Below are 12,378 nucleotides of genomic sequence, written 5' to 3'. Positions count from 1 at the left end.
TTAAATCTAAAACTACAATTTTTTTATAAGCGTTGGTCTAATTTGATAAATAAAGTTATGATTGAAACATTACAACTCCGTTTTATTTTCAGAATCAATAGTTTTGTTTACCTGTAAAAGGAATTTCTCGAACAACTGAATCGTTTTGGTATTGATTTCCTCGTATGTTAATTTGTCTTTCGTCTGATAAAAAAACATCAAAGAATACGGCTGCTGGATATTGTCTAAAAGCAAATGTTTGTTCAAACGATACGTTTCTCTCAAAACGCGTTTGAAATAATTGCGATCAACCGCTTTTTTAAAATATTTTTTAGAGACCGAAACACCAATTTTTATTTTTTCATCTGCATCAACTTCCGCTTCACGGTAAACCAAACGCAATGGATATTTAGAAACCGATTTTCCTTCAGAAAATAGTAAACCAATTGTCGTTTTGCTCTTTAAGCGTTCATTTTTGGGGTAAGTGAAGTTCATTTAATTCAGAAAAAATTTGCAATTTTATAGGCAAAGGTACAATTAAACCAGAAAAACGGTTATTGTTTTCAATTTTTATACGGCTAAAAATTTATTTATTACTTTTGGGCATTAATTTTTTAAGCATGCAAAAAATAATTTCCTATCCAATATCTGTCATATACTATATCATTTTTAGTTTGTGTTTGCTTGTATTTCATCCAATACAATGGATTTGCCTAAATGTTTTTGGCTATCAGGCTCATAAAAAAAGTGTCGACTATTTAAATTTTTTCCTTTTAAGATGTACAAACCTTGTCGGAACAACCTATAAAATCGAAAACAGAGAAACGATTCCAACCGGAGTTCCAATTATTTTTGTTTCTAACCACCAAAGTATGTACGATATCATCGCAATGATTTGGTACTTTAGACGTTTTCATTGTAAATTTGTAAGTAAGAAAGAGTTAGGTAGCGGAATTCCGAGTGTATCTTATAATTTACGCCACGGAGGATCAGTGCTAATCGACCGTAAAGACCCGAAACAAGCTATTCCTGCGATCAAAGGATTGTCTGAATATATTGAGAAATACAATAGATCTGCTGTTATTTTTCCTGAAGGAACGCGTAGCAAAACAGGAAAACCGAAAGAATTCGCTCAAAATGGTTTAAAAATTCTATGTAAATATGCCCCTTCTGCATACATAGTACCAGTGAGTATCAACAATTCATGGAAAATGGTAAAATATGGTTTTTTTCCTGTAGGTTTAGGAAATCGCCTTACCTTTACAGCACATAAGGCTTTGGCCGTAAAAGACTATAACTTTGCCGAGTTAATGGAGATGACAGAGAAAGCAGTTGTAGAAGGAGTAAACGAGTATAAATAGATTTTTGATTTCAGAAATTAAACTGAAACAAAAATCCCAAATCTAAAATAAGTAATGTCTATAAAAAACATTAGATTAGAAGTAATGCAGTTTTTGGAAAAAAACGTGGATAGCTTCGTTGAACAGTATTTAATTCCAGTTGAAAAAATTTGGCAGCCGTCAGACTTTTTGCCTAATTCTGAAGGAGAAAATTTCTTTGAGGAGGTTAAAGAGTTACGTGAAATTGCTAAAGAATTACCATATGATTTCTGGGTAACCCTTGTAGGTGATACAATCACTGAAGAAGCTTTGCCAACATATGAATCGTGGTTAATGGATGTAGAGGGAATAAATCAAATAGAAAACGGTGGAAATGGATGGTCTAAATGGATCAGACAATGGACTGGAGAAGAAAACCGTCACGGTGATTTACTAAATAAATATTTGTATTTGTCCGGTCGTGTGAACATGCGTGAAATCGAAATGACAACACAGCATTTAATCAACGACGGTTTCGATATTGGAACTGGATCTGACCCATACAAAAACTTTGTATATACAAGTTTCCAGGAATTAGCAACATACGTATCACACAACAGAGTAGCCCAAATGGCGAAAAAATTTGGTGATAATAAGTTGTCTAAAATGTGTAAAATGATTGCAGGTGACGAAATGCGTCATCACCATGCTTATAGTGAGTTTGTTACTCGTATTTTTGCAGTAGATCCAAGCGAAATGATGTTGGCGTTTCAATACATGATGAAACAAAAAATCGTTATGCCCGCACACTTTTTAAGAGAATCAGGACAAAAGATCAGTTCTGCTTTCGAACAATTCTCTGATTCTGCACAACGTATAGGAGTTTATACCGCAAATGATTACGTAGATATCATGCAAAAATTAATTGATAAATGGGAAATTGATAAGATTTCTAATTTAACAGATGAAGCAGAAAAAGCACGTGATTACTTAATGAAATTACCGGCTCGTATGGCAAGAATCTCAGAAAGATTAGTAATCCCGCAAGAATCACATATCTTTAAATGGGTTGAACCAGCGAGACTTTAAATAATTTTAGATTGCAGATTTTAGTCCCGAAGCCTCGGGATAGATTAAAAATTGATTTCGCAATTAATATTTGATATTGACATTTAAAACATATTGTTGATTGTTGAAGCTTCAAAACTTTGACAATCAACATTTTTTATTTAAAAAGTATTAAATAAAACAATCAACATTAATCCGCTTAAATCTGTCTCATCTGCGTGCCATTTCTCAATTCAAAAACACAACTATGAATAACCCTGAATTAATAAACAAAACAATCGCTTTTGTAAAAGAAAAACTAAATGATGCCGAAGGTGGACATGATTGGTTTCATATCGAACGAGTTTATAAAAATGCACTTCTAATTGCAAAAGATACTGATTGTGATTTAGTTGTAGTGCAATTAGGCGCTTTGCTTCATGATATTGCCGACAGTAAATTTCATAACGGAGATGAAACTATCGGACCTAAAACTGCCCGTTTATTTTTAGAATCCGAAAGTGTTTCAGAAGACATTATTCAACATGTTGTAAATATCATCGAAAACATCTCATATAAAGGCGGAAATTTCGAAAAGAAGTTTTCCTCTATAGAATTGGATATCGTTCAGGATGCGGATCGTTTAGACGCAATAGGAGCGATAGGAGTAGCAAGAGCATTCAATTATGGCGGATTTAAAAACAGAACTCTTCATAATCCTGAAATTGCCCCGATAAGCAATATGACAAAAGAAGAATACAAAAAGAATAATGCGCCAACAATAAATCATTTCTACGAAAAGCTTTTACTCTTAAAAGATAAAATGAATACCGAAACCGGAAAACAAATCGCAGCAGAAAGACATAAGTTTATGGAAACTTTCCTGGCTCAGTTTTACGCAGAGTGGGAGGGGATTAAATAAGTTTTCAGTCTCTCCCGATAGCTATCGGGATCAGTCTCAGTCTCAGTTTTCAGTAATAAAAAATGGCCTCATGATTGAAGCCATTTTTTTATGTTTTAATTCTACTTTTAGAGATAGCTCTGTGGTACAAAACCTCAGAAACTTAGAATCTCAGCAACTCAGAACCTTCTAAGAACACCCACAATTACCGTCACCGCAATCTTTTTTCTTTTTAGATTTCCAAAAGAACTTTTTGATCAAAAAGCCAACGGCGATAAGTAAAATGGCAAAAGCTATAATTTCTTGTATCATGGCAATTTATTTTAAAAGTTGATAAGCAAGTAATGCCACAAAATAGGCAAGTCCACTCATAAGAACAAGTTGCATTGCCGGCCATTTCCAAGAGTTGGTTTCTTTTTTGGTAATAGCAAGCGTACTGGCACATTGCATTGCAAAAGCATAGAAAAGGAGTAAGGAAATCCCAGAGGCAAAATTAAAAATCTTTTTACCGGTTTGCGGATTTATTTCTTCCTGCATTTTGCTTTTTATAGTTGCTTCATTATCACTATTTCCTACACTATAGATTGTAGCAAGAGTTCCCACAAAAACCTCACGTGCAGCAAACGAACTTATAATTGCAATTCCAATTTTCCAGTCATATCCTAATGGTGCAATAGCAGGTTCGATTACTCTACCCATGATTCCAATGTAAGAGTTCTCCAGTTTTTGGGAAGCAACTTCGTTTTCGAATTCTATTTCTGTCAGGGGTTTGTCTGTAAATCTTTCTTTTACGATGGTTTCTGCTTCATTAAAGTTTTCGCCGGGTCCAAAAGAGGCAAGGAACCACAGAATTACTGATATCGCTAAGATGATTTTACCGGCTCCAACAACGAAAGCCTTTGTTTTCTCGACAACATTAATGGCTACATTCTTAAAAAGAGGCAATTTATAGCTTGGCATTTCGACAACGAAATATGTTTTAGCACTTATTTTTAATATTTTATTTAAGATATAAGCTGATAAAATTGCGGTTCCAAAACCTAATAAATACAACAGCATCAAGGCTAAACCTTGTACATTTAGAAAACCAAACAAGCGTTCTTCCGGGATAACCAATGAAATGATGATCGTATAAACCGGTAATCTTGCAGAACAAGTCGTGAATGGAGTTACTAAGATCGTAATAAGGCGTTCTTTCCAGTTTTCGATATTTCTGGTTGCCATAATTGCCGGAATCGCACACGCAGTTCCTGAAATTAAGGGTACGACACTTTTTCCTGAAAGTCCAAACTTGCGCATGATTTTATCCATCAAAAAGACCACACGACTCATATAACCGCTTTCTTCGAGAATGGAAATGAACAAGAACAGAAAGGCAATTTGAGGAATAAAAATAATAACACCGCCAATTCCCGGTACAATTCCCTGAGAAAGTAAATCGGTAAGAATTCCGCTTGGCAATTCCTGAGCAACCCAACTGCTTAAAGAAGCAAAAGTGCTGTCGATGAAATCCATCGGGATAGTTGACCAACTGAAAATCGATTGAAAAATTAAAAATAATATCGCTAAGAAAATTACGTAACCCCAAACTTTGTGCGTTAAAATACGATCAAGTTTAGCCCTAAAGTCTTTTGCATTAGTGGCATCGACTTTTAAGCCTTCTTTTAAAACATCATTTATAAATTGATAACGTTTTATCGTTTCTTTTTGCTGTAAACGCTTTAATTCTGAATGTGATTTCGTAAAAGTACTTCTGATTTCATTTCGGTCTAAATTCAAAAAGTTAACATCCTGCGTAATTACCAGCCACAATTTATACAATAATTGATTTGGAAATGCCTTTTGTAAACTCTCAAAATAGTCTTCGTCAATAACTGAAGCATTAAGGCAAGGTTCGTGTGGAATCGTTTTATAAGAAACAATTAATTCCTTCAATTCATCAATTCCCAAACCTTTACGGGAACTTACTAAAGCAATCTTGGTTTTTAGTTTTTCTTCCAGATACGGAATATCTAAAGTAATTCCTTTGCTTTCCATACGATCCGACATGTTAATGACTAAAATCGTTGGAATCTCAAGGTCTTTTATTTGCGTGTAAATTAGTAGATTTCTTTTCAGATTTTCAACATCTGTAACCACTACAGCTACATCCGGATATAATTTATCGTTTTTGTTTAATAAAAGCTCAATCACCACACTTTCGTCCATAGAACTCGCGTTCAGACTATAAGTTCCGGGTAAGTCAAGAATGTTGGCTTTAATATTGTGAGGAAGTTTGCAGAACCCTATTTTTTTCTCAACAGTAATTCCGGGATAATTCCCCACTTGTTGATTTAGCCCTGTAAGCTGATTAAAAACAGAAGTTTTTCCTGTATTTGGATTTCCAATAAGGGCAACATTGATATTTTGAATGCTCATTATAAGTTGGTTTTGATAAGTTCAACTTCAATTTCACGAGCAGTTTCAACACGAATGGCAACATGCGAACCATTAATGTCTAAATATAATGGATCTCCAAAAGGAGCAATCTGAAGCAATTCGACTAAGTTGCCTGGCAAACAACCCATTTCTAATAATTTTAGAGGAATAAGATCGATATCAAAATCTTTGATAATGGCTTTCTCGCCTTTTTTTAGCGTGTGGATAGTATTTTGCAAAGCTTATTTAGATTGAATTTAGATTGCAAAAGTAGGCAATTATTCTTTATTTCAAGGTATTTAACACTTTTGTAAATGCTAAATGTTTCTAAAAATAAGGGATTTTACTCCTGACACAAGAAATTGATGTCTTCTAAAAGACGTTTGATTTCCTCTTGATTTGTTCCGTCATAAAAACCTCGTACACGACGCTTTTGATCTACCAAAACAAAATTCTCCGTATGCACCATATCATACAATTGATCGGGACGACCAAGCTTAACCGCCAGATATGATTTTCTGGCCATTGTATAGATTTCTTTTTTGTCTCCCGTTACTAAATTCCATTTACTGTCTACAACACCATATTTTATAGCATATGCTTTTAATACGGGAATACTGTCGACCTCAGGAAAAACGGTATGAGAAAGCAGCATTACCTTAGGATTATTCAAAACTGCTTTTTGAACTTCAGTTAAATTAGTACTCATTTTTGGGCAAATAGATCCACAAGTCGTGAAGAAAAAGTCGGCTACATAAATTTTACCTTCATAATTCTTTTGGGTAATTGTATCTCCATTTTGGTTTACAAATTTAAAATCAGCAATGGTGTGGTATTTGCTTTTATATTGAATCGTACTATCAACCAGTTCTGGATTTACATCAGCAGGATTGTAAATTGGTAATGTTTTTTGTGGCTTTAAAGCCGAGTAAAATAAGGATATAGTGACAGCCGAAAATACAATTAGAACAATAAAGAATTTGCGGTATTTGTAAAAAAACGATTTCATAAAAATAATTTGGTGCAAAAGTACAAAAAAGGGCATTTTAAAATGCTAGTTGCATGTGGTTTTAACAAGTTCGCTTTTTTGAATTGTCTCCAGCTTTAGCCAAATTAATACTGTTTGGCTAAAGCCCTTTCACTTTTACTATTTTACCTCCCGCTAAAGCTGGAGGCAATTCAACAATAAAAAATAAAATTTCCTGACTCAACGGCATTAAATAACTTTATTTTTTCTAATCGCTTTATTGACCAGATACAATCCAACTAAAGTTACGGCAGCACCAATAACTATTGCCTGTGTTAAAACCTCACCAAAAATAAAAGAGCCTAAAACCATCGCTACGATTGGATTGATGTAAACATAAATGCTGCTTATTTCTGTTGGAAGATTTTGCAGGGAATATATAAAAGCAATAAAAGTTAGAACAGAACCAATAATTACCAAATAACCAATTGACCACCACGAAGCCAAAGGTATTTCGCTAAGCGGAATATTAATTCCTGAAGCTTCTGTGATTCCAAACAGTAATACACTTGAGATCAGCATTTGCAACCCTAAACTAAAATAAGGATTAAAATTTGCGGCTTGTTTTTTAGTTTCCAATATTCCAAAAGCCCAAGTAATTGTGGAAGCAGTCATCAATATAATTCCGAATTGAAATTCAGGTTTTAGAAAATCAGCGATATAGTCAATGAAAATGATACAAATACCTGCAAAACTAATAAGAATTCCAAGCAAAGCCATTCTTGCAATTTTCTTACCGTTAAAAAAGTTGATAATGATAATCCAAATTGGGAAAAGAGCACTAATAATGGCGCCCAATCCACTGCTCATATATTTTACGCCCCAAGTACTTAACCCGTTACTCAATGCAAAATTTAAAATACTTAAAACAATAATCGTACGCCATTGTTTGCCTTTTGGCCACGGTTGTTTTTTTAGAATAAAATATCCCACATAAAGAACTCCGCCCAAAAGCTGACGAATATTTGCCAATTGCAAACCAGGCATATGTCTAACACCTTCTTTAGAAGCTAACCACGTAGTTCCCCAAAAGAAACTTACCCAGCACAAAGCCAAAATAGGTAGTCCAATGGCATCAATTTTTCCTGAAACGGCATTCTGAATTTTTGTTCTCACTTTTATTTAAATTCTTTGTAACAAATATTCGAAAAACAATTCTAATATTCAGATATAAACCGGTAATAAATACATGAAAATATTCGATCATATCTATTAATGATTTTAGGATAAATTGCTTTTTGCGATTATTTCAAAAATTTTAACATAGCGTTTCAAATATTAGGAATACGTTTGTATAAAGACCACAAAATTAAATATAAATGAAAAAACACATTTGCAGACCTTTATTCTGCGCCTTTTTTGTAACCGTTTCATTAACGGCTGTTAAAGCCCAAAATGCAGCTTCAAAAGAACCGGGTATTAACGTTTCATACATGAATAACAAAATTAGTCCAAGTCAGGATTTTTTTAAATATGTAAACGGAACCTGGCTGGATCAGACTCAAATTCCAAATGATCGTACAACATGGGGAAGTTTTAATGAACTGATCAAGAAAACAGATAAAGATGCAATGTCTATCCTGAAAGAAGCATCTAAAAATCCAAAATATAAATCAGATACAGATCAGGGAAAAGCAATTAACTTATTCTCTACGATTTTAGATACAGTGGGTAGAAATAAAGCGGGAATAAAGCCTTTAGAACCTTATTTTAAAAAGATTGATGCAATCAAAAACATTGCTGATCTTCAAAAATATTTGGTAGAAATGGAGCCGGAAGGCGGTTCTGGCTTTTTTGGGATATATATTGGTGCTGATGAAAAAAACAGTTCTAAAAACTCTGTATATCTTGGCGTAAGCCGATTAGGTTTGCCTGATAAAGATTATTACACATCTGAAGATAAAGACTCTAAAGAAAAGAAAGCAAAATATGAATTGCATTTAGCAAAGATGCTTCAGATTATTGGAGAATCTCCTGAGAAAGCAAAGCAAAATGCAACCGGGATTTTGGCTCTGGAAACAGAATTGTCTAAACCAAGATTAAATCGTGTTGAAAGCAGAGACAGCCGTTTGCAATATAATCCAATGACAATTGCCCAGCTTCAAAAATTAACACCGGCTATTAAGTGGGATGCTTATTTTGCAGGTATTGGTTTGACAAAGTTAGATACCGTAGTGGTTATGGAGCCTAAGTATATGAAAGCTTTGCAAACTGTTTTTACTGAAAACAAAGTAGCACTGTGGAAAGAATATCTAAAATGGGATTTACTAAACACAGTTTCTACAACATTATCTACAGATATTGAAACTGCCAGTTTTGATTTTTACAGCAAGACTTTAAAAGGTGCGATCAAACAATTGCCACGCGAAGAAAAAGCATTACAAGTTGTAAACAACAGTATTGGTGAAGCACTTGGTAAATTATATGTAGAAAAAGTATTTCCTGCCGAAGCAAAATCTAAAGCAGTTGATATGATTCATAATGTTATTTTGGCATACCAAAATCGTATTAATAACCTGACCTGGATGTCGGCAGCTACAAAAGTAAAAGCGAATGAAAAATTAAATAAGATTACCATAAAAGTTGGTTATCCTGATAAATGGAAAGATTACTCTGCCCTTGAAATTAAAAGTGTAGCCGATGGAGGAAGTTATTTCGAAAATGTGCGTAATCTTTCTAAATGGAACTTCAAGAAAGGAATCGAGAAATTAAATAAACCAGTTGATAAAACAGAGTGGGGAATGTCACCACAAACCGTAAATGCGTATTATAATCCATCGTATAACGAAATTGTATTTCCAGCGGCAATTTTACAACCTCCGTTCTACAATTATCAAGCAGATGAAGCTGTAAATTATGGCGGAATTGGAGCTGTAATTGGTCATGAAATTTCTCATGGATTTGATGATTCTGGAGCACGTTATAATGCCGAAGGAAATTTAGTAGACTGGTGGACACCAGAAGACTTAAAACAATTTACGGCACTTGGTACTGCTTTAGCAGATCAATATAGTGCATTAGAACCATTGCCTGGAATTCATGTAGATGGTAAATTTACACTGGGAGAAAACATTGGTGACTTAGGTGGTATTAATGCAGCTTATGATGGTTTGCAATTGTATCTAAAAGCACACGGAAATCCAGGATTAATTGACGGGTTTACACCAGAACAGCGTTTCTTTATTTCATGGGCAACCGTTTGGAGAACAAAAACGAGAGATGAAGCACTTAAAAACCAGGTAAAAACAGATCCGCATTCTCCTGGAATGTACAGAGCAGTTGTGCCAATTCAGAACGTAGATGCTTTTTATGATGCTTTCGGAATTAAAAAAGGAGACAAAATGTATATCGATCCAGCTAAGAGAGTTAAAATCTGGTAAAATATAAAGAGTATAAAAACGGCGCTGATTCAGCGTCGTTTTTGTTTGCATTATTTAGTAAATTATCCGGAAAGTTATTTGCTCTGTTGTTTTTTTAGTCAAATTCTGAACAAAAACAGAACACCATTTTCCAAAACCAATTATTTGCCAAATTTAACATAGATTTTGAAATAATTGCAATATGTTTGTGTATATACTAAAAACTATAAATTAAAATGATTAAACAACTACGAAAACCTATGTTTTGTGTTGTTTCTGCAATGATTACCATTACTGCAGTAAACGCTCAGGATGCAAAAAAGAAAGAACCAGGTATCAATCTTTCTAACATGGATACAAAAGTTAGTCCGGGACAAGATTTCTTTCGTTACGTAAACGGAGCCTGGCTGGATAAAACTGAAATACCAAGTGATAGAAATTCATGGGGAAGTTTCAACGAATTACGTCAAAAGACAGATAATGATGCACTTGCAATCTTAAAAGAAGCTTCAAAAAATCCTAAGTATAAATCGAATACAGATCAGGGTAAAGCAATTGCTTTGTTTAATACAATTATGGATACTGTTGGGCGTAATAAAAATGGCATCAAACCACTTCAGCCTTATTTGAAGAAAATTGATGCAATTAAAAACGTAACAGATTTGCAAAATTTCTTCATCGAAATGCAGCCTCAGGGAAGTATTGGTTTCTTTGGTGTTTATGTTTCAGCTGATGCAAAAGACAGTAATAAAAATTCTGTAAGTCTTGTTCCCGGAGGTTTAGGATTATCTGATAAAGATTATTACAACGCCGATGATAAAGACTCAAAAGAAAAACGTGAAAAATACGAAGTGCATCTTGCCAGAATGATGCAATATATTGGAGAATCTCCAGCAAAAGCAAAGGAAAGTGCCAAACAAATCGTTGCTTTAGAGGTTGAATTATCAGCTCCAAGATTAGATCGTGTTGAAAGAAGAGATCGTAGAAAACAATACAATCCAACTGCTGTAGCTGATTTAAAGAAGAATACACCTTCAATTCAATGGGAGAAATATTTCACCGGAATCGGGATGTCAAAACTAGATACTGTAAACGTAGCGCAACCGCGTTATATGATTGCTTTAGAAAAAACTTTGACAGATAAAAAAGTAGAAGCATGGAAAGAATACTTAAAATGGTCTATATTAAATAAAACAGCCGCAACTTTAAGTACAGATATTGAAAACGCTAATTTCGATTTTTACGGAAAAACCTTAACAGGAGCTTTAAAGCAACGTCCGCGTGAAGAAGTAGCACTTCAGGTAATCAACGGAGCAACAGGAGAAGCTTTAGGAAAACTTTATGTAGAGAAATTATTTCCTGCAGAAGCAAAAACAAAAGCTAAAGACATGATCAACAATGTTATGTTAGCTTATGAAAACAGAATTAATGCTTTGCCTTGGATGTCTAAGGAAACTAAGATTAAAGCAATTGAGAAACTAAAGAAACTTACCGTAAAAATTGGATATCCGGACAAGTGGAAAGATTATTCTGCTTTAGAACTTAAAAATGTTAGTGAAGGCGGAACTTATTTTGATAATATGAGAAATATATCAAAGTGGTCTTATGCAGAAAATTTAGCCAAATTAGGCAAACCGGTTGACAAAACAGAATGGGGAATGTCTCCACAAACTGTAAATGCATATTTTAATCCATCTTATAACGAGATTGTTTTTCCTGCTGCAATTCTTCAGCCGCCTTTCTACAATTACCAAGCTGATGAAGCGGTTAATTATGGTGGAATTGGAGCTGTAATAGGTCACGAGATTTCTCATGGATTTGATGATTCTGGTGCACGTTACAACGCTGATGGAAATTTAGTTGACTGGTGGACTCCTGAAGACTTAAAGCAATTTACAGCTCTTGGCGGTGAACTTGCTGCACAATACAGCGCTTTAGAACCACTTCCCGGAATTCACGTAGATGGTAAATTTACATTAGGTGAAAACATTGGAGATTTAGGAGGAACGAATGCTGCATATGATGGTTTGCAATTGTATTTGAAAGAACATGGTAATCCGGGATTAATTGACGGATTTACACCTGAACAGCGTTTCTTTATTTCCTGGGCTACCGTTTGGAGAACTAAATCGAGAGACGAAGCTATAAAAAGTCAGGTTAAAACAGATCCGCATTCTCCTGGAATGTACAGAGCTGTTGTGCCAATTCAGAATTTAGATACTTTTTATCAGGCTTTCGGAATCAAGAAAGGGGATAAGATGTATGTAGAACCAGAAAAAAGAGTTAAAATCTGGTAATATATCCAATCATAAAAATAAAAAACGGCGC

General features: G+C 34.3%; 11 protein-coding genes. 5 read left to right on the top strand and 6 right to left on the bottom strand.

Annotated features, from left to right (window positions below):
* Window positions 1–69 precede the first annotated feature (69 nt).
* Complete coding sequence (rnpA, locus tag RC62_RS08335) at window positions 70–474, bottom strand: ribonuclease P protein component (protein ID WP_055094420.1); 405 nt, start codon at window positions 472–474, stop codon at window positions 70–72.
* Window positions 475–599: 125 nt separating this feature from the next.
* On the opposite strand from rnpA, the gene RC62_RS08330 reads away from it, so the two are divergent.
* From RC62_RS08330 to RC62_RS08320, 3 genes are all read left to right on the top strand, one after another.
* Entirely contained in the window at window positions 600–1,340 is a 741-nt protein-coding gene (locus RC62_RS08330; protein ID WP_055094418.1) for a lysophospholipid acyltransferase family protein, read from the top strand.
* A gap of 54 nt (window positions 1,341–1,394) precedes the next feature.
* Complete coding sequence (locus tag RC62_RS08325; protein WP_055094415.1) at window positions 1,395–2,387, top strand: acyl-ACP desaturase; 993 nt, start codon at window positions 1,395–1,397, stop codon at window positions 2,385–2,387.
* Between the two features lie 226 nt (window positions 2,388–2,613).
* Window positions 2,614–3,267 carry an HD domain-containing protein gene (locus RC62_RS08320; RefSeq protein WP_055094414.1) on the top strand — a complete coding sequence of 218 codons (654 nt, stop codon included), beginning with the start codon at window positions 2,614–2,616 and terminating at the stop codon, window positions 3,265–3,267.
* A 168-nt stretch (window positions 3,268–3,435) separates the two neighbouring features.
* Here the strand turns inward: RC62_RS08320 and RC62_RS22725 are convergent, their stop codons facing one another.
* From RC62_RS22725 to RC62_RS08300, 5 genes are all read right to left on the bottom strand, one after another.
* Window positions 3,436–3,558 (bottom strand): FeoB-associated Cys-rich membrane protein, encoded by a 123-nt coding sequence (locus RC62_RS22725; protein ID WP_082421244.1) that lies wholly within the window; start codon window positions 3,556–3,558, stop codon window positions 3,436–3,438.
* 6 nt (window positions 3,559–3,564) lie between these two features.
* Entirely contained in the window at window positions 3,565–5,664 is a 2,100-nt protein-coding gene (gene feoB, locus RC62_RS08315; RefSeq protein ID WP_055094412.1) for a ferrous iron transport protein B, read from the bottom strand.
* Window positions 5,664–5,903: a ferrous iron transport protein A gene (locus tag RC62_RS08310; protein ID WP_017495803.1), complete on the bottom strand. Its 240-nt coding sequence runs from the start codon at window positions 5,901–5,903 to the stop codon at window positions 5,664–5,666. Before RC62_RS08310 ends, feoB begins: the two co-directional genes overlap by 1 nt.
* A gap of 104 nt (window positions 5,904–6,007) precedes the next feature.
* Window positions 6,008–6,673, bottom strand: a complete 666-nt coding sequence (locus RC62_RS08305) for an SCO family protein (RefSeq protein WP_055094410.1) — start codon at window positions 6,671–6,673, stop codon at window positions 6,008–6,010.
* Window positions 6,674–6,880: 207 nt separating this feature from the next.
* Window positions 6,881–7,807, bottom strand: a complete 927-nt coding sequence (locus tag RC62_RS08300; RefSeq protein WP_055094407.1) for a DMT family transporter — start codon at window positions 7,805–7,807, stop codon at window positions 6,881–6,883.
* A 203-nt stretch (window positions 7,808–8,010) separates the two neighbouring features.
* Here RC62_RS08300 and RC62_RS08295 point away from each other — a divergent pair, with 203 nt between their 5' ends.
* On the top strand, window positions 8,011–10,071 hold the full coding sequence (locus RC62_RS08295; protein ID WP_082421243.1) for a M13 family metallopeptidase: 2,061 nt from the start codon (window positions 8,011–8,013) through the stop codon (window positions 10,069–10,071).
* Between the two features lie 215 nt (window positions 10,072–10,286).
* Complete coding sequence (locus RC62_RS08290) at window positions 10,287–12,347, top strand: M13 family metallopeptidase (RefSeq protein ID WP_055094405.1); 2,061 nt, start codon at window positions 10,287–10,289, stop codon at window positions 12,345–12,347.
* Window positions 12,348–12,378 lie beyond the last annotated feature (31 nt).

It is taken from the genome of Flavobacterium aquidurense, from assembly GCF_001404985.1.
In the GTDB taxonomy this organism is placed as follows: Bacteria; Bacteroidota; Bacteroidia; order Flavobacteriales; family Flavobacteriaceae; genus Flavobacterium; species Flavobacterium aquidurense_B.
This window is presented reverse-complemented; position numbering and strand designations above follow the sequence as displayed.

What these genes read in the sequence shown, in the direction of transcription:
- feoB (WP_055094412.1), bottom strand. Translation starts at nt 5,664, where the DNA reads ATGAGCATTCAAAATATCAATGTTGCCCTTATTGGAAATCCAAATACA.
- RC62_RS08305 (WP_055094410.1), bottom strand. Translation starts at nt 6,673, where the DNA reads ATGAAATCGTTTTTTTACAAATACCGCAAATTCTTTATTGTTCTAATT.
- RC62_RS08290 (WP_055094405.1), top strand. Translation starts at nt 10,287, where the DNA reads ATGATTAAACAACTACGAAAACCTATGTTTTGTGTTGTTTCTGCAATG.
- RC62_RS08330 (WP_055094418.1), top strand. Translation starts at nt 600, where the DNA reads ATGCAAAAAATAATTTCCTATCCAATATCTGTCATATACTATATCATT.
- RC62_RS08325 (WP_055094415.1), top strand. Translation starts at nt 1,395, where the DNA reads ATGTCTATAAAAAACATTAGATTAGAAGTAATGCAGTTTTTGGAAAAA.
- RC62_RS08320 (WP_055094414.1), top strand. Translation starts at nt 2,614, where the DNA reads ATGAATAACCCTGAATTAATAAACAAAACAATCGCTTTTGTAAAAGAA.
- rnpA (WP_055094420.1), bottom strand. Translation starts at nt 474, where the DNA reads ATGAACTTCACTTACCCCAAAAATGAACGCTTAAAGAGCAAAACGACA.
- RC62_RS08295 (WP_082421243.1), top strand. Translation starts at nt 8,011, where the DNA reads ATGAAAAAACACATTTGCAGACCTTTATTCTGCGCCTTTTTTGTAACC.
- RC62_RS22725 (WP_082421244.1), bottom strand. Translation starts at nt 3,558, where the DNA reads ATGATACAAGAAATTATAGCTTTTGCCATTTTACTTATCGCCGTTGGC.